This is a genomic window from Croceicoccus mobilis, assembly GCF_001661965.1.
GTDB classification, from domain to species: Bacteria; Pseudomonadota; Alphaproteobacteria; order Sphingomonadales; family Sphingomonadaceae; genus Croceicoccus; species Croceicoccus mobilis.
Genome location: NZ_LYWZ01000002.1, coordinates 212,096 through 237,542 on the forward strand (window position 1 = coordinate 212,096; position 25,447 = coordinate 237,542).

The 25,447-nt window shown below is 60.3% G+C and carries 22 protein-coding genes and 6 pseudogenes; 12 read left to right on the forward strand and 16 right to left on the reverse strand.

Going from position 1 to position 25,447, the window contains the following annotated elements; translation table 11 throughout:
- Positions 1-156 precede the first annotated feature (156 nt).
- Positions 157-888: an SDR family NAD(P)-dependent oxidoreductase gene (locus A9D13_RS01285; RefSeq protein WP_066768985.1), complete on the forward strand. Its 732-nt coding sequence runs from the start codon at positions 157-159 to the stop codon at positions 886-888.
- Positions 889-913: 25 nt separating this feature from the next.
- On the opposite strand, the gene A9D13_RS01290 is transcribed toward A9D13_RS01285, so the two are convergent.
- The 6 genes from A9D13_RS01290 to A9D13_RS01315 all read right to left on the reverse strand — a co-directional run bounded on the left by A9D13_RS01290 (position 914) and on the right by A9D13_RS01315 (position 8,309).
- On the reverse strand, positions 914-1,297 hold the full coding sequence (locus A9D13_RS01290; protein WP_082922014.1) for a dihydroneopterin aldolase: 384 nt from the start codon (positions 1,295-1,297) through the stop codon (positions 914-916).
- On the reverse strand, positions 1,294-2,160 hold the full coding sequence (folD, locus tag A9D13_RS01295) for a bifunctional methylenetetrahydrofolate dehydrogenase/methenyltetrahydrofolate cyclohydrolase FolD (RefSeq protein WP_066768987.1): 867 nt from the start codon (positions 2,158-2,160) through the stop codon (positions 1,294-1,296). The genes A9D13_RS01290 and folD overlap by 4 nt, the downstream gene beginning before the upstream one ends.
- 210 nt (positions 2,161-2,370) lie before the next feature.
- Positions 2,371-3,684, reverse strand: a complete 1,314-nt coding sequence (locus tag A9D13_RS01300; RefSeq protein ID WP_082922015.1) for a spinster family MFS transporter — start codon at positions 3,682-3,684, stop codon at positions 2,371-2,373.
- A gap of 115 nt (positions 3,685-3,799) precedes the next feature.
- Positions 3,800-6,094 carry a TonB-dependent receptor gene (locus tag A9D13_RS01305; protein WP_172808065.1) on the reverse strand — a complete coding sequence of 765 codons (2,295 nt, stop codon included), beginning with the start codon at positions 6,092-6,094 and terminating at the stop codon, positions 3,800-3,802.
- A 61-nt stretch (positions 6,095-6,155) separates the two neighbouring features.
- On the reverse strand, positions 6,156-7,241 hold the full coding sequence (locus A9D13_RS01310; RefSeq protein WP_066768992.1) for an aromatic ring-hydroxylating oxygenase subunit alpha: 1,086 nt from the start codon (positions 7,239-7,241) through the stop codon (positions 6,156-6,158).
- A 69-nt stretch (positions 7,242-7,310) separates the two neighbouring features.
- Entirely contained in the window at positions 7,311-8,309 is a 999-nt protein-coding gene (locus A9D13_RS01315) for an MBL fold metallo-hydrolase (RefSeq protein WP_172808067.1), read from the reverse strand.
- A gap of 288 nt (positions 8,310-8,597) precedes the next feature.
- Between A9D13_RS01315 and A9D13_RS20765 the strand changes: the two genes are divergently transcribed.
- A complete protein-coding gene (locus A9D13_RS20765) occupies positions 8,598-9,260 on the forward strand; it encodes a TetR/AcrR family transcriptional regulator (protein ID WP_066768996.1) in 663 nt (220 codons plus the stop codon).
- 5 nt (positions 9,261-9,265) lie between these two features.
- Here the strand turns inward: A9D13_RS20765 and A9D13_RS01325 are convergent, their stop codons facing one another.
- The 3 genes from A9D13_RS01325 to A9D13_RS01335 form a co-directional block, all read right to left on the reverse strand.
- Entirely contained in the window at positions 9,266-10,147 is an 882-nt protein-coding gene (locus tag A9D13_RS01325; RefSeq protein WP_066769005.1) for a methylenetetrahydrofolate reductase, read from the reverse strand.
- A gap of 1 nt (position 10,148) precedes the next feature.
- Positions 10,149-10,994, reverse strand: a complete 846-nt coding sequence (gene purU, locus A9D13_RS01330; RefSeq protein ID WP_066769008.1) for a formyltetrahydrofolate deformylase — start codon at positions 10,992-10,994, stop codon at positions 10,149-10,151.
- Positions 10,995-11,093: 99 nt separating this feature from the next.
- Entirely contained in the window at positions 11,094-12,506 is a 1,413-nt protein-coding gene (locus A9D13_RS01335) for an aminomethyltransferase family protein (RefSeq protein WP_066769011.1), read from the reverse strand.
- A 111-nt stretch (positions 12,507-12,617) separates the two neighbouring features.
- On the opposite strand from A9D13_RS01335, the gene A9D13_RS01340 reads away from it, so the two are divergent.
- Positions 12,618-13,211, forward strand: coding sequence for a LuxR C-terminal-related transcriptional regulator (locus tag A9D13_RS01340; RefSeq protein WP_216635474.1), 594 nt, complete (start codon positions 12,618-12,620; stop codon positions 13,209-13,211).
- Between the two features lie 290 nt (positions 13,212-13,501).
- Here A9D13_RS01340 and A9D13_RS01345 read toward each other — a convergent pair whose 3' ends face one another.
- Positions 13,502-14,533, reverse strand: a complete 1,032-nt coding sequence (locus tag A9D13_RS01345) for an IS110 family RNA-guided transposase (RefSeq protein ID WP_066769022.1) — start codon at positions 14,531-14,533, stop codon at positions 13,502-13,504.
- Positions 14,534-14,627: 94 nt separating this feature from the next.
- A pseudogene (locus A9D13_RS01350) lies at positions 14,628-15,115 on the reverse strand (IS5 family transposase); the annotation flags it as partial.
- 52 nt (positions 15,116-15,167) lie between these two features.
- On the opposite strand from A9D13_RS01350, the pseudogene A9D13_RS01355 reads away from it, so the two are divergent.
- A pseudogene (locus A9D13_RS01355) lies at positions 15,168-15,395 on the forward strand (transposase); the annotation flags it as partial.
- Between the two features lie 28 nt (positions 15,396-15,423).
- Here A9D13_RS01355 and tnpA read toward each other — a convergent pair.
- Complete coding sequence (tnpA, locus tag A9D13_RS01360; protein WP_066769027.1) at positions 15,424-15,843, reverse strand: IS200/IS605 family transposase; 420 nt, start codon at positions 15,841-15,843, stop codon at positions 15,424-15,426.
- 148 nt (positions 15,844-15,991) lie between these two features.
- Here tnpA and A9D13_RS01365 point away from each other — a divergent pair.
- Positions 15,992-16,423 (forward strand): annotated as a pseudogene (locus A9D13_RS01365) (IS3 family transposase); the annotation flags it as partial.
- A gap of 304 nt (positions 16,424-16,727) precedes the next feature.
- Here A9D13_RS01365 and A9D13_RS01370 read toward each other — a convergent pair.
- Positions 16,728-17,087 (reverse strand): annotated as a pseudogene (locus A9D13_RS01370) (integrase core domain-containing protein); the annotation flags it as partial.
- A 153-nt stretch (positions 17,088-17,240) separates the two neighbouring features.
- On the opposite strand from A9D13_RS01370, the pseudogene A9D13_RS01375 reads away from it, so the two are divergent.
- A pseudogene (locus A9D13_RS01375) lies at positions 17,241-18,537 on the forward strand (IS110 family RNA-guided transposase).
- A 209-nt stretch (positions 18,538-18,746) separates the two neighbouring features.
- Here the strand turns inward: A9D13_RS01375 and A9D13_RS21025 are convergent.
- The 3 genes and pseudogenes from A9D13_RS21025 to A9D13_RS01395 form a co-directional block, all read right to left on the reverse strand.
- Positions 18,747-19,579: pseudogene (locus tag A9D13_RS21025) on the reverse strand (IS3 family transposase); the annotation flags it as partial.
- 513 nt (positions 19,580-20,092) lie between these two features.
- Positions 20,093-20,329, reverse strand: a complete 237-nt coding sequence (locus A9D13_RS01390) for a helix-turn-helix transcriptional regulator (protein ID WP_066769036.1) — start codon at positions 20,327-20,329, stop codon at positions 20,093-20,095.
- A 52-nt stretch (positions 20,330-20,381) separates the two neighbouring features.
- Complete coding sequence (locus A9D13_RS01395) at positions 20,382-20,843, reverse strand: helix-turn-helix domain-containing protein (RefSeq protein WP_066769038.1); 462 nt, start codon at positions 20,841-20,843, stop codon at positions 20,382-20,384.
- 352 nt (positions 20,844-21,195) lie between these two features.
- On the opposite strand from A9D13_RS01395, the gene A9D13_RS01400 reads away from it, so the two are divergent.
- Genes A9D13_RS01400 through A9D13_RS01425 form a run of 6 tightly spaced genes read left to right on the forward strand, consistent with a single transcriptional unit; the run spans position 21,196 to position 25,443 of the window.
- On the forward strand, positions 21,196-21,540 hold the full coding sequence (locus A9D13_RS01400; protein ID WP_066769046.1) for a hypothetical protein: 345 nt from the start codon (positions 21,196-21,198) through the stop codon (positions 21,538-21,540).
- Positions 21,541-21,574: 34 nt separating this feature from the next.
- Positions 21,575-21,862, forward strand: coding sequence for a type IV conjugative transfer system protein TraL (gene traL / locus A9D13_RS01405; protein ID WP_066559984.1), 288 nt, complete (start codon positions 21,575-21,577; stop codon positions 21,860-21,862).
- 12 nt (positions 21,863-21,874) lie between these two features.
- On the forward strand, positions 21,875-22,447 hold the full coding sequence (locus A9D13_RS01410; protein WP_066769049.1) for a type IV conjugative transfer system protein TraE: 573 nt from the start codon (positions 21,875-21,877) through the stop codon (positions 22,445-22,447).
- Positions 22,447-23,202 carry a type-F conjugative transfer system secretin TraK gene (locus A9D13_RS01415; protein WP_066769051.1) on the forward strand — a complete coding sequence of 252 codons (756 nt, stop codon included), beginning with the start codon at positions 22,447-22,449 and terminating at the stop codon, positions 23,200-23,202. The genes A9D13_RS01410 and A9D13_RS01415 overlap by 1 nt, the downstream gene beginning before the upstream one ends.
- Complete coding sequence (locus tag A9D13_RS01420) at positions 23,195-24,550, forward strand: TraB/TrbI/VirB10 family type IV secretion system protein (protein WP_066769053.1); 1,356 nt, start codon at positions 23,195-23,197, stop codon at positions 24,548-24,550. Before A9D13_RS01415 ends, A9D13_RS01420 begins: the two co-directional genes overlap by 8 nt.
- A complete protein-coding gene (locus tag A9D13_RS01425) occupies positions 24,547-25,443 on the forward strand; it encodes a DsbC family protein (protein ID WP_066769062.1) in 897 nt (298 codons plus the stop codon). The genes A9D13_RS01420 and A9D13_RS01425 overlap by 4 nt, the downstream gene beginning before the upstream one ends.
- Positions 25,444-25,447: the final 4 nt, after the last annotated feature.

Consider the following 25,447-nt stretch of genomic DNA (forward strand, 5'->3'; position numbering starts at 1 on the left):
CTCAAGTGCGGCGCGAACCGATCGGCAAATTCCTGACCTTGCAACGCACTCTGTCAGCCAGCGCCGCCAGCTAAGGCCTTGCTGCCAGTTCGTGACGCTCCGACCAGCTCAGACAGCGGCAGGCCGGGGCAAAATCTTGATGGAGAGATTTCTTTTATGTCCAATGGTATGAAGCGGATCGCACTGGTCACTGGTGCGAACAAAGGGATCGGGCTGGAGATAGCCCGGCAGTTGGCGCAAGCTGGCGTTTTTGTGTTGATGGGAGCCAGAGACGCCGCGCGCGGCAAGGCCGCTGCCGACGAACTGTTGTACAGCGGGCTGAACGTCGCCTCCATCCAGATCGCCGTCGACGAACGGGAGAGCGTTGCCTCCGCAATTTCCGAAATAAAGGCCGACCACGGTCGTCTCGACATCCTCGTCAACAATGCCGGCATCGCTCCGAAGGGCGATGGACCGCCGAGCGTGACGTCGCTCGAAATCGGGCGGCAAATATTCGATACCAACTTCTTTGGCGCATTGGCTGTCACTCAGGCGGCGTTGCCCATGCTGCGCAAGTCGGCTGCCGGACGCATCGTCAACCTTTCGAGCAGCCTTGGCTCGCTTGCATTGAATGGGGATCCGACGAACCCGTTCTATGACGTTCGCCTCCTGGCCTATAATGCATCTAAGACCGCGCTCAACATGCTTACGGTTCAGTTGAACGCCGAACTGAGCGGCAGCAAAATAACCGCCGTCTCGGTCTGCCCGGGTTTAACCAACACGGATCTGAGCGGAAATCTAGGTTGGTCGACCGCGGAAGGCGCTGCTGCCCCAGCCAAGTTCGCCTTGATGACCGACGGCAGCCACGCAGGAGCGTTCGTCAACATGGATGGCGCGTTGCCATGGTGACGACATGAATTGACGGGCGGGAAGACTATCCGCCATGGATACCGCCCCGTCTCCTTATCTCGACTTTGACGCCCGCCATTCCACGGGCAAGCGCGAAGGGTTTATCAATCTCGACGCTGACTCTGTTCACATTACCTGCCTCCAGGCAAAGCGCGGCAAGCCGCCAGCCGAAATTCTCGATCAGGGGAATGTGACTCCGCGCCAGGCTTTCAATTGCAGAAACGATGTTGCGATAGTCGAGCGTATCGACAATTGAACCAATGTTCTTGGCGATGACCTCTGCTTCGACAGAAATGATCAAAGGCTGAGTACGGTTCGCCTCGTCCGGGTTGATGCCGACATCGGCAAGGACTTCGTACCCTTTCAGGCGCACCCAGATTGACTGGGTAGGAGGCAGAGAACTGTTCATGCGCCCCCAATCGCACGTTGCGCAGCCAGTACCGTATTCGCCAGAAGGCAGGCGATCGTCATCGGACCTACACCACCGGGCACAGGGGTTGCGGCTCTGGCGTGGGCAATCTCGTCGAACGCTACGTCACCGACCAAACGGTCTTTCCCATGTTCGTTCGGAACGCGGGTGATGCCCACGTCGATGACCGTTGCCCCCTCCTTGACCCAGAAACCGCGAACCAGGCGGGGGGAGCCGGCTGCTGCGATTATGACGTCGGCCTGTCGCGCGATATCGGGTAATCCTCTGGTCTCGATATGGGTGACGGTGACAGTCGCTTCACGCTCAAGAAGCAGCATCGCGATGGGTTTGCCGACTATATTGGATTTTCCGATGACAACGACATTCAGGCCCGTCAGGTCCTGATACACGGTGTCCAGCAATTTCATGACGCCCAAGGGCGTGCACGGGACGAGGCCACCAGCCCCGGTCGACAGTCGCCCGACGTTGACGGGGTGGAAGCCATCGACGTCTTTGGATGGATCGATCGCTCCCAATACAACGCCGGCGTCAATATGTGCAGGCAAGGGAACCTGAACCAGAATACCATGGATCGTCGGATCGATGTTGAGACGGGTTATCAGGGTCAACAACGCTTCCTGTGACGTGTCTGCCGGTAATCGATGCTCGAAGCTGTCGATACCGACGCGCTCGCAAGCTTGGACCTTGCGGGCGACATAGACCTCACTTGCCGGATCATGACCGACCAGGACCACCGCCAGCCCCGGCCGAATGCCATGTCCGCCCATCATCTGACGGACGTCGTTCGCCGTCTGCGCGTCGAGATGTCTGGCAAGTGTTTTGCCGTCGATAATCTCAGCCACAGACCCGGCGCCTGTTCAATCGAGGATGTGCCGGTCGACCCATGAGGCGCGCTGGGTTATTTGGATGGACGTGACCCAGGGTCACTTTCGGCGCGAGTTCGGCGAGATGGACTGGAGGTTTCCGGTACTCGCGTGCGACGACGCAAAGATCGGTGACCATCAGGTCGGCCCGTGCAGCACGGGCCGCGATCTGGTCCACGTTCAAGCCCATCAGACGACGTCCATTTTTCGGGCAAAGTCCGAGGATACAGTTTCCGCCACGTCAGAACGCGAAAACGAGAACCGGCGCGCCGCGATGACAAGGCAAACAAAGGCGATAGGCAGAGTGGTGATACTGACCATTGCGAGCGAGTCGTCCACGCGAAGTTCGTCACGAAAGACGCGATCGGTGAATAACGCGGTCAACGCGGGCCCGCCTGCTACGCCAAGCAGGCTGGACACCAGAAGATAAACCGCCGACAGCTGCCCCCGAAACTGCGGCGGCGTAATCATCTGCACAGAAGCGATTCCCGAACCAAGGGCGAGCGGTCCGAGAACGAAACACACGGCAAGCAAAGCCATCGCCCCTTGCCCGCTGGAGACGAAGGCCAGGCCAGCCAGGCAGGGAAGGAAAAGTGCCGCTTCGGCAGCACCGATGACGACCGGTCCCGCAACTACCCCGCGCCGCACCAGCCGGTCGGCAATCATGCCGCCACTTAAGGCACCGACCGGGCACAGCAAAAGAGCACAAAGGCCGAGGCCGTACCCCACTTCGGGCGGCGTCCACCCATAGACGCGCATCAGCAGCGCCGGAGACCAGGCCAGGAAGGCATAGACGTTCAGAAGAATGATGGCATAACCCAGAAACAGGGGCACGATCAGCTTTGCCCGCGCTTTGAGGAATGCCGCCGTCTCCGACAGCGGCTGCGCCTGATGGCCACGCTGCCGAACAGGTTCGCGAACAAGCACGATCGCCAGGCAGGCAGGAATGCCCAATGCTCCCAGCAAAATGAACAGCCATCGCCAACCCGACCAGTCCAGACCGGACATAGCCGATATCGTCTCGGCGATACCTGCGACCTGACCGCCCAGAAGGAAGGCCCCCCCTACGCCCAGCCAGCTACCCAACGAAAATATGGAAAGTGTGCTGGACAATCGTTCGGGGGGATAGGCATCTGCCAGCAGCGAATAGGCCGCAGGTTGCAGGCACGCCTCACCTACGCCCACGCCGATCCGGGACAGGAACAACTCGCCAAAATTCCGGGCAAGCCCGCACGAGGCAGTGGCCACGCTCCAGAAACCTACGCCGGCAAAAATGATCTTCTTCCTGTCTCGTCTGTCAACCAGCCAGCCAAACGGCAATCCCAGCAACATATAAAGAAACGCAAACGCCAGCCCGTGAAGCAGGCTGATCTGAAGATCGGAAAGCGAAAGTTCACTTTTGACCGGCGCGACGAGAAGCGAGAGAATCTGCCGGTCGACAAAACTGAGCGCAAGCGTAGCGGTCAGAACCGTCAATGCGTATCCGCGCGAAATCACTTGCACTCGTCAATCTCCCGAACAAACGTCGCGGCGACTTTGTCCGCCGTGATCGACGGCAGGCGATCATCAATCACACGAACGCCCGCCGCCGCACCTCTTTAAAAAACCTGCTGTGCCTCTACCGAAACTTTCCGGTCACACGAACGCCGAACGTGCGCGGCTGCCCGCCCCACTCAACGTAGGAGAATGCTCGCCCTTTGGCTTCGGCGTAAGCAACGTTAGCGAGATTGCGCCCCCAGATGCCTAGGCTCCAGTTGTCGGCCACGTATGTCAGGTTGGCGTTGAGCAACCCGTAGCCGTCCACTCGCAGCTCCGGCGAGTTCGCAAGATCGGAATCGAAACCCGAGCGGTAATCGTAGGACACGCGGCCTTCGATATCGTTCACGCCCGCAGGGATGGAGACATTGGCCGCGAACGTCACGGTGTATTTCGGTATTCTCGAAAACTCGAGGTCTTTTGGATCGTCGACACCCGGCACCGGCACATTGAACGATTTGAATTTGGCATCGGTATAGCCAAAATTCGCTTGCAGACGCAGCGGGCGAACCGGCTGCAAGATGATCTCGGTCTCTAACCCCTTGATCTCGGCGCTTGCCGCATTGACCAGCGTCTGAATCGGCGCGGAACCGGCGATGTTAAGCGTCGATACCTGCTGGACATCCTTGTAATCCTGAATAAATCCCGCAACGTTGACGCGCAGCCTCCTGTCGAGCAAGTCGGATTTGATACCTACCTCGTAGGCTTCGACATCTTCGGGATCGGCAGGCGTGAAATTGGCCGCGGAGAAGTCAGCGCTATTGTTGACACGGCTGTTGAAATTGCCGCTGCGATAACCTTGCGTATAGCTGGCGTAGACCATGACACCGTCCGTAGCCTGATAGTTGACTACCGCGCGTGGCGAGAAATCGGTCCAGCTCTTTTTTACGCGATAGAAGGTCTGTCCACAGTCGGTCAGCCCCGGCCCGCCGCACAGCGTGAGCGGCGCACCGTTGAAGTCTTTGGTATCCTTGCTGAACCGGCCACCAAGCGAAATCGTCAACCGATCGGTCGGTCGCCAGTCGACATTGACGAATGCAGCTAATGCCTTCACATCCTGATCGAACGCGCCTTGAATGTAGTTGAATGTTTCGGTCGGCACGGCAGCGGACAAGATGCGCCGGTTTTCCTGAAGATACATATCGTAATTGAGATAGAAAAGTCCGGCGGTCAGATCCAGCTCATCGTCGGTGAGAGGGACATTGAGCCGCGTCTCCACACTGCGCTGAGTGCTGCGTTCCGGATTATCGATAAGATAGAACAACGGCACCGGGCCGCCATAGAAGTTGACGCTGTTATCCAGCTTGACCCGGCGCCATGCGGCGACGGTCGTCAACTTCGCCCCGCCTTCGAACTCGTTGACGAGTTCGGCGATGATATGGCCTGCGCGGAGCCGGTAATATCCGCCATCGTCGATATTCGTATCGTATCCCTCGGCAGTGGGCGTGAAGCCGTAAACCGACTGAAGCGGGACTGCCGCGCCTTTGTCGGGGCTGAAGTTGCGCGGAAACGACGTGTCGTCATCATTGTTGCGCTGATACTGGCCGAACAGCGTCAATGTATGCTTGTCGCCGATTTCAAACAGCACGGTCGGCTTGATCGTGACCTGGTCCAGCTTGCCCAGCCGTCCGGTCTCGTGGGTAATCGGTTCGCCAGACGGGTTTCCGCTCGCCGGCTCCCAGATGCCGTCGTTGGTATTTTTGTACATGCCGTCGCTGCGGCGATAGAGCACCGCCAGTTTGCCCATGACCGCATCACTGCCCAACGCACCCTCGACGCTGGCATTGGCGGTCAGTGTGTTGAAATTGCCGTAGCTCACATCGGCAAGAACTTGGAAATCGCGCTGCGGCCGCCGCGTGCGCAGCGATATCGCGCCGCCGGTGGCGTTGCGCCCGAACAGCACTCCTTGCGGACCGCGCAGGACTTCGACCGATTCCAGATCGAAAGTACTCTGCAGCGATCCCGCAAGAAAGGCCACGACCATGCCGTCCTGAATGACGTTTACGGCAGGGTCGGCGCTGCGGATGGAGGAGTTGATGCCGATGCCGCGAATGGCGAAGTTCGGGAAACCGGGCGTCGTTCCGGCAGTCGGCGTCTGGACGTTGGGGGCCAGCGCGCCGAGATCGGTGACATCGACCGTGTTCGCAGAACGCAACAGCGCAGGATCCATCGCGGTGATCGCGATCGGAACCTTCTGCGCGGATTGGCCCAAGCTCCTGCGTTCGCCATAGACGACGATATCGCCGATGCCCGAATCGTCGAGCTGCCCGGAGCTGTCGTCCGGAAGATCCTGCGTTGTGGCGCTTTGCGCCATTGCCAGGGCCGGCAGCATTGCTGTGCACAATGCGGAGGCCGACATTAAGAAACGCATTCTCATATTATCGCTCCCATTCATTATCGTTTGATACTCGTGTCGTCGGTTGGTGCCGCCTGGGGCGTTACCCTCTCAATCCGGTGCTGCGATCGGCGGTCGTTGAAATCGGCGCGACGTGCGAGGTCGATGCTCGCTCTCGCTCCACCCGCTCCAGCCGATCGATTTCGCGCGACACACGAACGGCTGCCTCGTCGCAGCTCAGCATGGCAGGCGTGAACTCGTGGGCCCGCGCATAGGCCGAGCGCGCCTCGACCTGCTCTACCACGCGCTTATCCTCGCGCGTCAGCGCCTGAATCTGCCATTCGCGCAGCACCTGATCGATGGCAGGGTCGTCTATGGCGAAGTTGCGCGACGACCCGAAGAAATAGTGCGTCGCCCCCTCGCTTTCCGGGGTCAGAATGTGCGTCCCAGATGCTCCTCGGCTGCTCTCCTTCGCCGATCCGGCGGGGGCATAGGCGACATAATTCAACGTGGCGCTGACCGGAAACCAGCGCACATCACTCCATCCGTCGACCAGTTCCGGCGCGTCGGGCAGCATACGCCGCGTCAATGCATTCGGCGCGGCGGACGGATAGGTGATGAACGCATGAATATCGCGGCGCTCTCGGACCACATCACGACGGTGCCGCGCAAAGCCATCGGACTGCATTTTACTGCTGTGAACATATTGAACATGCCCGAGATCCATCAGGTTATCGAGCAACAGCCTGTCGTTGCAGCCAAGATGGAAATAGCCGCCGACATGGCCCAGGTCGGGATCGACGCGGCATCTGAAGTCGGGAATATCGGCGGGATCCGCATCGCCTGCGTCACCCGCCCATATCCAGATCAGATCGTCGCGTTCGACGACCGGGAAGGATCGCACGTCAAGCGTGGACGGGCGCGCGCCATTACCGTGCGGGTTGTGAACACACCGCCCCCCGCCATCGAATTGAAGCCCGTGATAGGGACATTGCAACCTGCCGCCTGCGACAGAACCGTCGCTCAACGCGGCAAATCGATGTGGGCAGAGGTCCAGTAGTACCGCCGCGGCACCGTCGGTCTGGCGAAACGACACCAACGGCATACCCAACACGGTCCGCGCCAGCGGCCGATCGATCACCTCATCGGGCAGCGCGATTACGTACCAGGCATTGTAAACGAAAGGCATTGGCCTCTTCCCGACATCCTCTATTGGCTTTTTTACAGGCGACTTTCGTGCCTTGCAGATGGGCTGCCGTTAATGCGGGCAGCAGCTTTTCGGAGCCTCCGGAGAAGAGCCGGCGCGCCGCTTGCGCGCACGCTCCGCATACGGCGCCATCATCGCGATCATGGAACCGAAATCGGTGACCGGTTCCTTGCCGCCGAACTCGCAATAGAGCCGATTGAGATTGACGACGATCCGCTCGGACCCGCCCCAATCTTCGAACTCGCCAAGTGCGATATCCTGGATCGCCTCCTCGATCGGCATTCCCGCATCGAAACGCTTGCGCGCTTCTGCCTGAATATAGACGAGGTATTCCTTGGTTTTCCGCACCCCGTTTTTATCAGTGACCGGACCGTGGCCCGGAACGACTGTTTCGATGTCGAGCGACAGAATGTGGTCAAGCGCGGCGATCCAGTTCGAGCAAGGCCCCGACCAGAGCACAGGCGTATTCGTAAAGAACACGACATCGCCTGTGAACACCGTCCGTTCGGACGGCACGACGGCAAGCATGTCACCCGGCGTATGCGCGGGGCCGACCTTGATCAGTTCGACTTTCTTGTCACCGACCGTGAGCGTCATGTCCTCTTTGACCAGATCGGTCGGAAGTTTGGGGTCGATGCCGGTGAAATCGAACGGCGGTCCGTAAAGTTCGAAAATGAAATCGCCTATGATGCCTTCGGGCCGGTTTTCTAGCAGGCCCTGAAAGGCACTGGGCGGGCGAGCGAGGATGCCGTCTTTGCATTCGGGCGTGGCGTAGATTCGGGCATGTTCCATCAGCCGGTTGCCGAAAGTATGATCGCCGTCGGCATGAGTGTTGACCAGCGTATTGATGTCCCGCGCCGCGAGGCCGGTCGCCGCGCGATATTCCTCCAGCATGTGATGCGTCAGCCGCTCGTCGCGCAAAGTGTCGATCAATACTGCCTGATCGCCATCCACGATAAGGCCCGAGTTGCTCCAACCCCAGCCACTGCCCTGATTGCAGTCCTGCAAATAGCACAGGCAACCATTACCGAAATCACGCACTCCGTCCACGATACGATGCTCCTTTCAAGCCCTCTGTCGGCGCTCACACCTGCCTGTCATGCGGACCGGCAAGCTCCGTCTTTGCTGCGAACCTGCTGCACTTACCTGCGTCCGCGACCGCCGCTTGAGCTGCAACAAGCTTGTACGATCAATCAACTATTTTTGGTATCGCTATCTGTGCACGATCGTCCACACCCTCCGATTGAAACGGTTTGTCCGCACCTACTTGTGCCCTTGCCCCGCACTGCCCTATGGCGAGAGGGACCTATCGCCCAATCCATCTGCAGGAGCGTGTCATTGACCAGCGCAGTCCGCGGCAGGACGACAAAGTCGGAAAGTTTCCAGCGTCTCAAAGAAAGCGCGCTGGCGCTGTTTTCCAGTCGAGGTTACGACGGGACGTCCCTGCGCGACATTGCCAACGGGGCGGACGTCCCGCTCAGCCTCATCAACCGCTATTTCGGCCGCAAGGAACAGCTCTTTCACGAAATCCAGTCGAAGATCTGGCGCTCTCTGAATAGAGAGCGTGACGATGCCTTGGCGAAAGCGCGCGGCACCATGCACCGCAATCCGGATCTTGATGAGATCATACGCATCTTCGCCCGCCCCGTCGTTGCGCTGGCCTTCGCATCAGCAGAAGGACGTGCTGCGATCCGGCTGATCCGCGAACGACGGGCATTTATCGTCCACCACGATCTGGACCTTCGCATCGAATGGAATACAGCTCGGCAACTTTGGATGGGCTTACTGGTCGCCGCATGTCCGGAGCTGTCCAGAACCCACGCGGTGTGGGCGTTCTCGTTCGTGATCGATACCGTCTATTCCAGTCACCTGCTCGACGACTGGCTGGACGATATCATGCCCAAATCGCCTTGCCTGTCGGTGGATGAGGTGACGGAACTGATCGTCACGTTCTGCACGGCAGGGATCAGGGCTTTGGCCCTGAAATGCATGAACCACTGATCTCGTTACCAGCTGCCTCGCTCTCGAAGCCAGGCAGAAGCTGATTTCAGCCCGCCGAACGCGAAGACATGAATTTGACGGATGGGGCAATCGGGATCGTCGCGCCAGTGACGCTCGACCGGAGCGACCACCGTGTCCGGCACAAATCCGGATACCAGAGATGTCAGCTTTCCAGCCTGCTTTGTCAGGAATTCAAGTGAATTGCCTACCCCGCACGCGGCGGCATACCGGATGAGTGTCGGCAGCTTCGCCGGTCCGGCCACCCCCAGGTGTACGGGAATGTCGATTTCGCACGCCTTTAGCCCCTCGGCCCATCGAATGAACAGTTGCGCATCGAAACCGAACTGGGTGACGATGCGCATGTCGGCACCGGTCCGCTCACCGAAAGCCTGCTTGAACTTCAGGAGTTCCAAGGCCTCAGCGTCCGAAAAATCCGGACTGCTTTCCGGATGCCCGGCAACCGCGATATCCTTTATCCCGTAGCGATCGAAAAGTCCGGTTTCGAGCAAATCCAAGGTGGCATGGTAAATGCCCTCCGGCTTTCGGGGGCCACCCCCGATGACCAGCGCATCGGAAACACCCGCTTCCGCACTCAGTGCGGCAAGGCGATTGGCAAGCGTTTCCCTGTCAGCGATCCTTCGCGCTGCGAAATGCGGCACAGGCTCGTAGCCAAGTTCCCGCACTCGGCACGCCGCGTCGACGAGATCGCCGCAATCCACCGGAGCGATGTCGGTGATATACACTCTGGTGCCGGCCGGAAACAGCGAGGGCAGGTCCGACGACTGGATCGCCTGTTTCGGTGACACCTCTATCGATGCGGGAATGCGCGCCACGACGGCCCGGCCGTTCGCGCTTATCGAACGGTGCGGTTCGTGCTGAACAGCCATCTCAGGCAAACACCACCGTCTTGGGTCCGTCCAACATGACGCGCCCCTCGATGTGCATCTTCACCGCGTTTGCGAGAACGCGCCGTTCCACATCACGCCCCTTTCGCACCATATCCTGCGGGGTATCGGCGTGGGTAACCTGCGCCACGTCCTGCGCGATAATCGGCCCTTCATCGAGATCGCTGGTCACATAATGCGCCGTTGCTCCGATCATCTTGACGCCGCGTTCATAGGCCTGATGGTAGGGTTTTGCCCCTTTGAATCCGGGCAGGAAGCTGTGATGAATATTGATGCAGCGGCCCGATAGAAATTCGGAAAGATCGTTCGACAGAATCTGCATATAACGGGCCAGGACGACCAGATCGGCGCCTGTATCCATCACGATCTGCTTGATCTGTGCTTCCTGCTGCGGCTTGGTAACCTTGGTGATCGGGAGATGAGTAAATGTGACCGTGTCTGGCAGCTTGAACGAAAGCGCGTCCTGCGGATGGTTCGAGACAATACCGACGCATTCCAGATTGAGCTCGCCGATCTGCATCCGGTACAAAAGGTCGTGCAGGCAATGATCGAACTTCGACACGAGGATAAGTACTTTTGACGGACGCTGCGCCGGGCGAAGATTCCAGTCGAGCCCATATTGTTCGACGGTTTCGGCAAAGCTCGCGGCGAAATCCCCCTCTGCGCCGGGCAATGTAAAGACCACCCGCATGAAAAACAGCCGGGTGAGCGGATCGTCGAACTGGGCCGCTTCGACGACATTGCCGCCGTGGGCGAGAAGCTTTGCCGCAACGGCAGACACGACCCCGCGCCGGCCCTCGCACTTAAGGGTTAAAACGAATTCTTGCATGATGTGCTCCTCCTTTCCGGCGCGGCCGCGACTGTGGTCGGCACCGGTGCAGGTCGCGCCGTTGGCAATTGCGCCGGACTTCGCGAAAAAAGGCGACGATCAGGCGTTGATCAGGCCCGCGTTCTTGTGCTGCTGAGCGGATCGGGCGTAGGGATTGGGCGCGACGGTCGCGCGGATCGTGGATTGCCGGTGCCGTTCGACCACAGGCTTTCGCGAACCGCCGTCTGGCTCGCCCCAAGTCACCAAAACTTCGGTCCCCGGTGCGGCGCACCGCGCATCGACGACCGCAACGGAAAGGAATTTCGCCTCGTTGACGGTATAGCCCACGAAGTTCGAGAAGCCGACGCGCTCACCACTGGTGTCGCGGACCTCGTCATATTGCTGAAACGCGTAGGACGATTTCGGCATTTCGAAGTATTTGCAGGGAATGCCGGGTTCCAGCAACGAACCCTGCACCTTCAGGATATCTTCCGGGTTCCAGACCAGCGTCACCTTGCGCCGGTGATCGGTGCGTGTCGCCATGCGCTCCAGAGCCTCACGGCCGATGAAATCGTGATCGAACTTCAATAGCTTGTCGAGATTGAGGTCCCAGGGCGTGACATAGTAGTCCGCAATATCCGGCGTAACGAGGCTTCCTCCCAGCTGCGACTGGGCTTCCCAGCAATCGCCGGGCAGCCACTTGCGAAAATCGGCAAGTGCCGGATCGGTATAGACGGCGGGAATTGGATAGCCGAGCCAGCCCGATTCACCGAGCGCGCTGTATTGGGTCTTCACGCCGGAATGACGGATGCCGTACTTCTCGCCGATCGCCATGAGGTGCGCTCGAACTTTCTCGCCCTCGGCGAATGGACCGGATATCTCCACACCAAGATGCCCGGCCATTCCGTGCCGCAAGATATATACATCGCATCCCGCGATGCGCGCCGTCGCCATGCGGAAGAAGGGTATGTCCGGCATCTCCCCCTCGATCGCCTCCGCGAACAAATCCCGCGCGAGTGGACCTTCGAGCTGAAAGTGGTACATCTTGCGCCCGCCCGAACCATGGCCCGTCGGAGGATCGCGCTCCAAAGTGACGTCGTACCTGCCTGTTTCCGCGTGAAACTGCAGCCAATTCTGGACATACATGCCGCTCATAAGTTCGTACGTGCCGTCCGGAAGCAACTGCAACACGCATTCACCGATTACGAAACCGTCATGGTTGCAACACACGTATTGTTTGGCACGCAGAGGGGCAAACTTGGCGAAACTGTTGATGCCCAGATGAGACAACAGCTTTTCGGCGTCCGGCCCCCCCAGGAACGTTTCCGGCATATGGTGCGACTGATCGAACAGCAGCACGGATTCGCGCCAGGCCCGCTGTTCATCACGCCAGTTGGTGATTTCGAGAGGGACTGGAACTGTGCCCGGCCGGCCTATCGAATGCGGTGACAACGTATCATTATGGAAATAGCCGACCAGATCGGGCGTGGCGTCCAGCAGATGTTGCAGCGATGGATAATTGTTGGCAGCCATCGATAGTCCTCTCTCTTTCATCGTCCCCGGCACATATCGGCACGGCAGAAATCTCTTTGCCCGACCAAGTCATTTGAAGCGGGCGTTGAAAGAGGAGTTTCGCTTCGTGGAATGAATTTGACTATTCGTGCAAACACGCTATTCGAGAGGAACACGCCGATGGGAAACTTGGCTCAATTCGCGTTCGAGAATGCGCCGGTCGGCCTCGTGATTACGAGTGCACGCGTGATCGAGATGTGCTCACCCAGCTTTGCGAGCATGTTCGGCTATAGGCCTCACGAACTCGCGGGCCAGTCGTTGGCCATATTGCATGCCTCGCCTGAAGAATTCGAAACGCTCGGTCGGCTCTGGCTCAACGGGATGCAGCGTTCACCGAACTATGCTGACGAACGCATTATGACGCGGCGCGACGGCACTCAGTTTTGGTGCCAGGTACACGGTCGTTCGCTTACACCCCATGAACCTTTTGCGAAATGTGTAACTGCTGCAATCGATCTGTCCGGCCACAGACCCGTTGCATCGCTCACCCGAAGAGAACGCGAAATCGCAATGTTTGTGGTAGGAGGGCTCACCAACAAGGAGATTGCGCGCCGATTGCTGATCTCTCCTCGCACCGTCGAAGCCCACCGATCCCGGCTCATGAACAAACTCGGAGCAAGGAACTCGGCGGAAATGCTTGCAAAATTGTCAGGCCTTCCGGCGTAAAGGCATTTAATTCCTAGGCTCAGGACTTCTGTGGTTGCCGCCCGGGATGCAAGAAGTTTCTGAATCTGTGGGTTGGTGTTCGAGTGCGGTTTTCTGTAAGGCCTTTGATTGCGGCATATTCAGAAGCCGCTGGCCGGTATGGTGATCTGCGGATCAGATCCAAATCTCATTGACGAGCTATATCGCTCAGAGTCCTGAACTGGTTTTTCTGACCCAGATCTGTTCGATCATTTTGCCCATTCGGGTCGTCGCCTTCTCACACCTCCCTTATTCGGCGGCCGGCAGGTTGTTCATGCCGCCACTGCCTGCGCCGGATCTCGGTAATCTTCATTCTTCGTCATCATAGCCCAGATGGTTCGTGCCGTCTTGTTGGCTAAAGCGATCGCCACGAGCATCCTCGGCTTTCGCGCTACCATGCGCGCTAGCCACGAATCGTCGGGTATTGATTTACAGCCCATCCAGTTCAGACGCGACATCGCGGCGATGATCAGCAGTCTGCGGATGTCGGCCTGCCCTGCCTTTGAGGTGCGGCCAAGGCGCTCTTTACCTCCTGAGGAGAACTGGCGTGGAACAAGGCCAAGCCAGGCCGCAAAGTCGCGACCACAGCTAAAGCTTTCCATAGGTGGGGCAAAAGCTTCGACTGCCAACGCGGTCAATGGGCCAACCCCGGGAATGGTTTGCAAGCGCCGCGCTGTGTCAGCCTCAGCCGCGAGAACCTTGATCTTCGCGGTTCGGGCGTTGATGCGAAGCGTCTGCTCGGCGATCTGCTCCAGCAGGTCGCGGCATTCCTCACGCATTAAATCGGGCAGATCGTTATTCGGCGCATTCAGGATTTCGGCAATCCGCGTGATCTGGTGGATCCCCTGCGGAACAAGGTGGCCGTATTCATAAAGGCAGGCTCTGAGCGCGTTGACCAGTTCGGTGCGCTGGTGGACGAGCCTTTCTCTAGCACGAAACAAAATCGCCCGGCTCTGTTGCTCAGCGGACTTTGGATCAACGAAGCGCATTTCGGGCCGCTGGGCCGCGACTACAATCGCCTCGGCGTCCGCCGCGTCGTTTTTCTGGCGCTTCACGAACGGTTTGACGTACCGCGGTGCAATCAGCTTCACCTCATGGCCAAGCTTGGTCATCTCGCGTGCCCAGTAATGCGCGCTGCCACAGACCTCCATCACGACCATTGCAGGAGGCTGTTCCGCCATGAACTTGGGAAAACTCCGCCGCGATAGCTTCCTGCGGAACTTCGGTTCTCCCGTCATCGACGCAGTGTGCAGCTGAAAAACAGCCTTTGCCAGATCCACGCCAATCATTGTATCTTTCGTCATGGTTGCCGTCTTTTCCGCTCAGTGGCACTCAACACCACATTTTTGGCACATTGCGATGCCGTCAGGGAGGGCGGCAACCACCCCATCTCGTTGATCACAGCCAGAAGAGCACTGTTGCGGCCAGAGTGAGTGCGGAGAAGAAGACGCTTGGGCAGCGGTCGTATCGCGTTGCCACACGGCGCCAATCCTTGAGGCGGCCGAACATGATCTCGATGCGGTTGCGGCGTTTGTATCGGCGCTTGTCGTATTTGACGGGCATCGAGCGGGATTTACGGCCGGGAATGCAGGGCTTGATGCCCTTCTGCTCGAGCGCGTCGCGGAACCACTCGGCGTCATAGCCCCGGTCGGCCAGCATCCACTCTGCTTTTGGCAGGTCGTCGAGCAGAGCCGCCGCTCCGGTGTAGTCGCTGACCTGGCCAGCTGTGATGAAGAAGCTCAGAGGACGTCCGTTGGCATCGGTGATGGCGTGCAGCTTGGTGTTCATGCCGCCCCTGGTCCGTCCGATCAGGCGCCCGAGATCCCCTTTTTTGCCCAAAGGCTGGAAGCCGTGCGGTGGGCCTTGAGATAGGTCGCATTGAGTAGCCCCTAGATTTCTGGACGCCTTCGATCCTAATTTTGAGGACAGGAGGCGACGATGGGGAAGCCCAATTTCAGCGATGAGTTCAAGCGTGATGCGGTGGCCCAGATCATCGAGCGGGGTTATCCGGTAGTGGAGGTTTCTGAGCGGCTCGGCGTCAGCCAGCACTCGCTCTATGTCTGGAAGCGGCAATTCGCCCAGCGGCCGGAAGACGACGCGAAGGATGGCGAGATCCGGCGATTGAAGCGCGAGCTGGCGTGGGTGACCGAGGAGCGCGACATTCTGAATGACTGACCGGCTGACGCCGGTAGGTTCATGGCGCGGGGCTGAAGCCGTCCTTGTGGGTATGGCGGTCGAGATAGCGCATAATGATGTCATCGGTGATGTTGCCGGACGTGGTTGAGAAGTAGCCGCGCTGCCAGAACCTCTGGCCCCAGTAGCGTTTGCGGATATGCTCGAACTCTTGCTGTATCTTGCGTGATGATCGCCCCTTGGCCCGACGCACGAAGTCGCTGACCGAGACATGCGGCGGGATTTCGACGAACATATGGACGTGATCGCGAGACAGCGCGCCATTGATGATCGTCACGCCCATTTCGGCGCAGACCTGCCGGATGATGTCTCGCACCCTGATCCGCACTTCGCCATGCAGCACCTTGAACCGATACTTCGGTGCCCAAACGAGATGGTAGCGATGATGAAAGGTCGTGTGGCAACCGGTCGAATAGCCCATAGCAGGTATCCTCGGGAAAGTGAGACTTCACGCCCTCCCGGCGGTCTCACTTTCCCGAGGATACCTGCTATCGAGCGAGTCCATGGCTGAAGCCAATATCCGACTGAAGTCGGAGGGGTTGCTCCCCATGCGTGACGCTAAAAAAAGCCACCGCGTATTTCGCTCGAGATGCAAAGTGAGATACGCGTTCATCGCCGAGCATCGCGATCGTTTCCGTGTGCGGGCAATGTGCCGGTGCCTCGCGGTGCAGCCCAGTGGCTATTACGCTTGGCAGAAGAGCCCATTGAGCCAGCGGGCTCGGGAAGATGCTCGGCAGACAGAATTGATCCGGCAGGCCTGGAACGACAGCGGTAAGGTCTATGGCTATCGCAAGCTGCACGATGATCTGCTCGATCAGGGCGAGACAGCCTGTCCGAACCGCATCGCGCGCCTGACCAGACTGGCGGGCATCAAGGCGCAAATCGGCTACAAGAGTCGGCCGGGCAGCTATGGTGGCAAGCCGTCCCTGGCGGTCGACAACACGCTGGATCGCCAGTTCGACGTTGCTGCGCAAGTCCGGGTCTGGGTTACCGACATCACCTGCGGTGCGCCTCGTCCCGGATGATCCGGGAGGCGTATGTTGGAATGCAAAGGAGAAAGGAGGAATTGAACGAATGCCTTGCCCTCTGCTGTGAGGGGGCATGAGCCCAAGCGGCGGTGACCTGCTGTCAACTGGCAGGGTGACGTAGCCCGCAGGTAAAGGGGATTGAGGCGAAGCCGTTACGCCGAGATGGTCCCCGAGGCTGTAGCGCTGGAAGGTTGAGGAACACGAACCGGTTAATCCGCATCCGAGGGCTGAAATGTCGCCTTCGCCTCCACGGCTTAACAGGCGGTGGCCTGCCCCATCAGGGTGGTCCACCGGATAAGTTAGAGTTCCGGCGAACGTGGTCGTCCTGGTGGACTGACCGGAGCGCAGCGTAGGTCAGGCCGGCAGGACGAGGCAAGATCGTTTCTGGGGCTGGCGGCTGGTAGCCGAGCGAACTGTGCGGACGCAGCGTGTTGTAATGCTGTCGCCAGCGTTCGATGAGGATGGTTGCCTCCCTCAGGGTATAGAAGATTTCCCCGTTCAACAGCTCGTCTCTGAGCTTGCCGTTGAGGGACTCGTTATAGCCGTTCTCCCATGGCGATCCGGGCTCGATGTAGAGTGTCTTCACGCCGATCCTGCCCAGCCAGTCGCGGACGGCATGGGCGGTAAACTCCGCGCCATAGCACATTGGGAAGCAGCCCAACGAAGGGCTGCATTGCCTTGATGAAGACAAGGGCGCGTAGCGCCCGCCGGCTTTATCAAGGCGGCCATGACCGGCCAGCAGGTCTCTAAAGTGAAGTTGTCGACTCAACACTTTGGAGACTGACCGACCATGACCAAGCTTAGTTCTACTCCCGCCGATGCCGTGCTGGTAGCCATCGATATGTCCAAGCACCGTCAGGAGGTGCTAATTGAACGCCCGGAGGGTGGCCGGCGGCGGCGTATGACGGTGATGGCCACCAAGGCGGATTACGACCGTCTGGCGGCCGACCTGGCGGACATCGGCAGACCTGTCATCGTCGGCTTCGAAGCCACCGGCAACTACCACCGCACATTGGCACACCGGCTGCTATCTGCGGGATTCGAGCTTCGCTTGATTTCATCGGTCGCGTTGGCCCGGACGCGCGAGGCTCTGCACAATGGCTGGGACAAGAACGATTCCAAGGACGCCCAGGTAATCCTGCACATGCTGCAGATCGGCGCGACCCAGCGCTACGTCGATCCGCTGGCCGCCGGTATCAACGATCTGCAGGAGATGTCGAAGACGCACGAAGCCATTTCGAAGGCCAAGACCCAGACTTGGCATCGGATACTCACGCACTATCTGCCGCTGTATTTCCCGGAGATCGAGCGCTTCGCCGGCAATAGCCGCTCCGACTGGTTCCTGGCGCTGCTCGAACGGTTTCCCACACCAGGAAGCATGACGGGTCTCGGCCAGGAAGACTTCACACGCGAAGCCTGGACGCTGGTCGGCCGGAAGGTCTCCAAGGCTCGGTTGATCAACGATATTTACGAGACGGCTTGCGCATCCGTGGCTCTGCCTGTCGATGAGGATTCGGTATCGATCACCATGTTTCGCATGGTCATTGATCAAGCCCGCAGCCTGATCCGGCAGCGCGATGAGATCGAGCGAACTGCCCATGCCATGCTCAGCGATAACCGCGATTACCAGCTGCTGCGCATGATCCCGGGGATCGGACCGATCAATGCCCTGACGATCCTGGCCGAGGCCGGCGACCTTCGACGATTTGCTCACCACCGCCAGTTCCTGAAGTTCTGCGGGCTCGATCTTGCCACATGTCAGTCCGGCACATTCCGCGGGCGGACCAAGCTTTCAAAGTACGGCAATGCTCGGCTCCGCCGTACATTCTGGATGGCAACCCAAGTTGCCATCCGACAGCGCGACAACAGCTTTCGCGACAAGCTTGGGCGATACGTCGCCGGGCATGCCAACGACCCTGATCGCCGCCGCAAGGCGATGACTGCACTCACCGCCAAGATGGCGCGCGTCGCACACGCCGTCATCAAGACGGGAACCGAGTACCGTCCGTTCCTGGAACGGGCGGACACCAGATGGAAGGACCCCTCTCTGTGGAGCCGTGAGGGCGCAGCTGCGACCCTGTAGATAATGTTCGGGCCTTCCATCTGGCATCTGCATCTCATCTTAAGGACGGTGAGGACCACGACCCCCAAGATCGATGGATCCTGTGTTTGCTATGGCCGAGAGCACATTCCTTGACGATGGAAGCCATCTGGATCAAAAAGACATCAGCGCCGATCCTGATCGGCGCAATGAGACCTGCTGGCCTGTTGCCGCTGCTGCTTCCCAACATAGGACGTTGTCCGATCTGATATGATCGGGTGGACCGTGACGCTGGAACAGGTCCGTTAGGACGGCCAGCACGTCGTCGCTCCTGAGCTTGCGCTGGACATGGATCGCCAGGCATTCCCGGCTGTGTTCATCGATCACCGTGAGCATGCGGAAGGCTTTTCCGTCATGGGTGCGGTCAGCCACGAAGTCGTAACTCCAGACATGGCCACGATATTGCGGACGTAGCCGTACGCACGATCCATCATTGAGCCAAAGCCGCCTACGCTTCGGTTGCTTTTGCGGAACCTTGAGCCCTTCGCGACGCCAGATGCGTTCGACCCGTTTGGCATTCACGACCCAGCCGTCATTGCGCAGCAGGGCCGTAATCCGCCGGTAGCCGTAGCGACCGTATTGCGAGGCCAGTTGGATGATCGCTGCCGTCAACGGCTTCTCATCGACACGTGGCTTGGCCGGCTTCCTCTGGGTCGAACGATGCTGGCCAACAACCCGGCAGGCGCGGCGCTGGGACACGCCGATGACTTCCTGCACATGGTCGATGGCCAGCCTGCGTCGCGAAGGGCTCAGTACTTTCCCTCGACAACCTCCTTCAGGATCAAGGCGTCGAGCGTCAGATCCGACACCGCCTTGCGCAGCCGCTGGTTCTCCTTCTCCAGATCCTTCAGACGCTTCGCCTGGCTGACCTTCAACCCGCCATACTCACGCCGCCAGCGGTAATAGCTCTGTTCTGATATCCCCAGCGATCGGGCGATCGCACCGATCTTCTCCCCTTGCGAAAGCCGAACCTCGGCCTCGCGCAGCATCCCGATGATCTGCTCCGGCGTGTATCTCTTCCGTGCCATTCAAAGCTCCTTCCAAGCTCAAAATAGCCGAAATCCTAACTCTCAAAATGGACCACTTTTCCGGGGGAAGGCCACCTTCGCGTACCGAAATGAAAGTGTCTTTCAAGGACACGTCGAGGCCGATAAACTGTTCCATGGTTGTCTTCCGTTTGATGCTGGGCCCGGTCACAATCGTGAGCCCGTTTTTCATCCTACCGGGAGGCAGCCACCCTTCCAAAGCATCACAATCGCGCTGGCTACCATCCCCGCGATTACCCTATGTCATCTGTCCGGCCTACCGTTGCGGTGGTTTGATCGCCGCTGGCCCTGATGGTGTCCGCTGGGCCAGGTCCCACTCAGTCGATCGAGTCATAGCACTCGACAGCCCCTCGGGCCGTCCCGGCCCATGCGGCCGTGTTCAGATCGCCAACATCACTTCAATGCAGCACTGTTAGCTTCGAATACCCAGATGTGAGGTGATAGAGCGGGGGTCAGGTCCGAATACGCCATTCAATAGGGCAATCACGTCGATTTTCAATCGATTGATACAACGTTCGACACCCACTCCTCCACCTCGCTCTCCACCCAGACCGCGCATTTCAGCCCGAGAGACCTAGATTTCGGAAACCGCCCCTCACTCATGCGTTGGTAGATCGCCGACCGCTTGAGCCCGACCCGGTGCATGACCTCGGGCAGGCGCAGCAACCGCTGCGGCCGAGCGACACCAACCTGCACATCATCATCCTCAATTTTCGCAACATCATTCGTCATCACAGTTCACCTCGTTCGAAGGCGGCCCCCTCCAAAACAGGCTCATCCCCATTCACCGCGCCAACTGCGCGGTCACATCTCGCGCGGCAAAATCGTCGATGTGATTGGCGAGCATTCGCGCCACGAGCTGCGAAGTCCCTTTCGCCCAGCGCGGCCGCAATTCATCGCAGCGATCTCCCAGCGTGGTCTCAAGCGCGCCCGGCAGCGTCACGAGGAACTCTTCCAGAAATGCCCCGACATCATGCCGCATCCACTGGCAGGCGCGTTCCTCCTCGCCGTTCAGCGCCATGATCAGCGTCGCGCGAACGGGGACACCGCAGACCGACAGAATCCGCGCGGCATCCTCGAGCTTGATCGGCCGCTCGCCGCGAATAAGCCGGGTCAGGGTTTCGCGGTGCATGCCGGCCTCGGCGGCAAGATCGGCGCGCGAACGCCCCGCGCTATCGACGGCATGGGCCAGAACGCGCGCGATCCGGTCGTTGTCCGAACCTTGTCCTTGCACCTGCCTGGTCATCGTTCTGCCTCGCTGTCGTTATCGCGACTCGCAGCCATAACGCCCCAACCGTCTGTAGGAAACAATAAAGAACATTAATGGAACATCTGGTTTTTAGTCGATTGATGACGAGAGCAAGGCGTTGTCGTGATTCGTCGACAGAAGACGCGTGATTCTGCGGCAATACAGTCGATCTCAGCTTACCTAGTCGTCACCGACGTCCATCACCAACTCCAATGATAGTCCATATTCGTCCGTAGCATTGTCCGGATTACGCTTTCCTCTTTCCTACACCGATTTCCTAGCCGCATGAAGGATCACACAGCGGGTCGACCGCTGGCTCACAGACGCTCAACGAACCGGAGTTTCCTTCATGCATACCCCTTCCCTTCCCGCTGCAGCACTGAAGTCTGCACGCAGCAAGCCCGTCCTCGCCAAGGCGGCAAACCTTGCACTGCCGATTGCACTGGCCGCGCTGGTGGGCGGCACCGCCTATGCCGGCGCCGACACCACCTTCAATCCGGCGCTCACCATGTTTACCGACTTCCTCGAAGGCTCGGGTGGCAAGATCATCACCGTGCTCAGCCTTGCTGGCGGCCTGATTGCACTAGCATCGGGCCGCTTTGCCCTCGGCCAGGTCGCGGTGCCGGTCGGTGTCGGGATTGGCGTCGGCACGGGCGTTCCCATCGTCACCTCTGTCGTGACCGCGGTGATCTGACGCCGCTTGCGGTCACGACGGGAGGGCGGCCACGATGGCAGACCGGTACATGATCCCACGGCGTCTCGACGATCCGGAGCTCATTGGCTTCTGGACCATCGACGAGTTTGCCGGGATGATCATCCCCTTCGCCTGGGGGATCCTTGCCCAGCACATACTGATCGGCATTGCGCTTGCCATGGGAGCCTGGTTCGCTCTGCGAAAGGCAAAGGCAGGACGCACAAGCTCCTGGCTTCTCCATGCCGCCTATTGGTATCTGCCGGCAGGCTTTACCGGCCTTGTCGCAACGCCGCCCTCCCACTGCCGCCGCCTGGCGGGCTGAGGAGGACAAGCCATGCTCCATGATTTTGCCCACGAGCGCCAGCAGGTGCTGCTGCGCCAGCGCAACATGTTCGCGCTCACCACCGCCGGGCTTGCCGTCGCGCTTGTCGTCGCGACCGGCCTAGCCATGACCCGTGCCCGCGAGGTCGTGCTGCTGCCGACGCTCGAGCGTCCGCTCACGGTCTCCAGTGCGGGGGTCGAAGCCGACTACCTCGAGCTCGTCACCCGCGATGTCGCGCTGATGCTCCTCAATCGCAGCCCCGAAGGCCTCGACTACTGGATGGAAACGATCCTCGATGTCGCCGATCCCGCGCATCGCGGAAAACTGAAGGCCGACCTCGTCAAGATCGTTGCCGAGCAGCGCGGCTCCGACGTCAGCCAGGCTTTCGTCATCACGCAGATGACGGTCGATCCCAAGGGGTTGTCGTCCGAAGTGTCGGGGAAGCTCAAGACGTTCGTCGGCTCGCAAGTGATCGCAAGCGACGAACGCCGGTTCCGCCTCACCTGGACCTATCGGGGCCTTCGGCTCGCGCTTGCCGGGTTCGCGCAAATTTCTACGGACAAAGACCAGAAGGAGGCTGGCTGATGCCCTCGCTCAATCCTATCCCGCGCCTGTCGTTGACAGGCTTCGCTATCGCCACTGCTCTTGCGGGTACTACGCCGGCGCTTGCCGACCAGTTCAAGCAGGCCGCCGACGGCGCAGCGATTGACTGCACGGTGTCGCAGCGCGAACTGACCCGTTTCGCGCTGGTCGAGGACCAGTTCGCCAGCGTCTCGAAGATCTCGAGCGGCTATCCCTATAGCGATTTCGCGGTGAGCAATGAACCGCTGCGCGGCGATATCTATGTCTCGATCCCCGAGACGTTCGCCGCCCGTTCGATCAGCTTCTTTGCGACCACGAAGAAGGGCCAGGTCTACAAGTTTGCCTGCCGCATCGAGGCGGTCGGCGCGCAGCAGGTTTTCATCACCAATCCGGCGCTTGGGCAGAACGCTGCCGTACGCTTCGAAAAGGCAAGCGCGCCCGAAGACACCGCCGTGCGGCTGATCCGCGCGATGGCGAGCGATGAACTGATCGAAGGCTACGAGATCCGCAGCCTTGGCGGCTTGCCGGCCCGTGTCGGCGACTTCGAGATCCAGCTGGTCAGCGATTATCGCGGCGCAGCCTTCACCGGCAAGGTGCTGCGCATCGCCAACCGTACCGATGGACCTGTCACGCTCGATGCCGATGCGCTGGCGCCGGCAGGCACCCTCGCCCTCGCCTTCGGCAAGGACGAGCTTGCACCCGGCGAAGCGACCAGCGCCTACCTCGTCACCGATGCTGGAGCATTCTCCCATGACTGATGCGACCAAGCCGCAGGCGAGCGCTCCCAAGGCCGATAGCACCAAGGTGCCCAGCGCATCCGCATCGGGCAAAATCCAGGCCGCCGGCAATATCAACGAGCGCACCCAGCGCCGGCAGAAGATGCTGTTCGCCTCGCTTGGCGCCGTCGCGCTACTGGGCGGCAGCTGGATCATCTTCGGCGGCGAGGATGGCAATTCCGGCGATCCCGACGGCGCGCGCACGATCGAGACCGCGGGCCTCGTCAATCGCGACATTGCCAACCGCGAGTTCGTCTCGGTCTTCGACAACCGCGTTGGCAATGTCGAACAGCAGCAGAAGAAGCTTGCCGAGAACCAGTTGCCGCGCAGTGAACTCGAAGCCCAGCTCCAGGCGATCCGCGCCGAGAACGAAATGATGCGCGCCGATGGCGAAGCCGCGATCGATGCCATCTCGGCGGAGAATGCCGAATTGAAAACCCGGCTCGCAACGGCCGAGACGGCAGCAACGGCCACACCGCCGCCCCCGGCCTATGGCCCACAGGCGGGCGGCTACGACGCGCGCGGCCTGGGTTCTCCCGTCGGTTCGGCGCAATCGGGCCCTGCTTCGGGTCTCGATGGCAGAACGCCTGCCGGTGTCCGGCTGCTCAATTTCGCGTCGGACAAGAATGTTGCCGGCGCCTCGGTGCGCCGCGCCGAAGCGCAGCCGCTGGTCATCGAGGATTCGCCTGAATACCTGCCGCCCAATTCCTACGCGCCGGCACGCGTCATCGTCGGGGTCGATGCCTCGGCGGGCGTTGCCTCGCAGACCGATCCGCTGCCCGTCGTGCTGCGCATCACCGGCCCGGCCCGCTCGGTGTTGCAGGACGGGCGCGTCCTCACCACCCGGATCGAGGGCTGCGTGGTCAATGGCGCGGCGCGCGGCGACCTCTCTTCGGAAAAGGTCTACGTCAAGCTGGCGCGCATGACCTGCGACCAGCCCGGCGGCCGCGTCGCGGTTTCCGAGGTCAAGGGCTTCATCGCCTTCTCCGGAAAGTCGGGGGTGCGCGGCCGGGTTGTCAGCCGCGAGGGCTCGCTGATCAGCCAGGCGCTGCTGGCCGGCATCGTCGGCGGGTTCGGGCGCGGCTTTTCGGCCAACGCCAATTCGGTGTTCTCCGGGATCACCGCCAATTCCGACGGCACGCGCTCGAAGCTCTCGGGCACCGACATCCTCGCCGGCGGTCTCGGCCAGGGCGCGGGCGATGCCGCCGATACGGTGAGCAAGTACCTCATCGAACGCGCCGAACAATACCAACCCGTCGTCGAGATGCCGACCGGCATTGAAGTCGAAATCGTGTTTCTCGACGGCGCCTTCGTGAGGAATGCCCAATGACCCCGAAGCCCCACTTTGCCGAACGCCTGCGCACTCGCGCCCGAACGCTTGGCCGCTCCAGCTGGATCAAACCCGCCGCGGCGACGCTGGCTGTCCTCGCGCTCTCGGGCGCGACCGGATGGGGCGTGGCAAGTTTCGCGCAAGAGACGAGTGCAGCGACAACAGAGGCCGTCAAGGAAGCGCTGAAACTCCGGCTGCCCAAGACCGCGATCGACGCGATCGTCTGCAAGGGTCTGGGAGGCCTGTGCGAAGTCGCCTCGAAGCAAACCTTGTTCTATGTCGACAGATCCGCACGCTATCTGGTGATTGGCCGGGTCTACGACATGGAGACCCGGCAGGACCTCACCGCCGCGCGGCTGCTCGAGCTTAATCCCGACCTGCTGGCCGCGGGCGCCGCACGGCGCAGCGAAGCGGACAGCGACAATCCGTCAGCACCGACCCGCGACGCGACGCCTACCACGGTCGACCTGTCGAAACTGTCCGACAAGGGCGCGATTCACTGGGGCTCGGAGGACGGGCCGCGCGTCACGGTTTTTTCCGATTTCCATTGCGGCTACTGCAAGAAGCTCGAGGCCGAGTTGAAAGCGATCGGCGCGCGGGTTGAGGAACGCCCGATCTCGATCTTCGGCGCCGAGAGCCGCAAGCTGGCCGAACAGGTGCTCTGCGCCAAGCGGCCCGAAGTCTCGCTGCATATGGCCTATGCCGGGGTTGCGCTGGCCACATCCCAACCCTGCGATGCCTCCGGACTCGACGAGAACGAAGCTTTTGCCAGGGCGCATGGATTTGGCGGTACGCCGGTGATCGTCCGGCCTTCCGACGGCGCGGTGCTCGAGGGCTATCGCCCCGCCGAAGCCTTGCGCGCCTTTCTTACCGCCACCCCGCAGCCCCGCTGAGGAG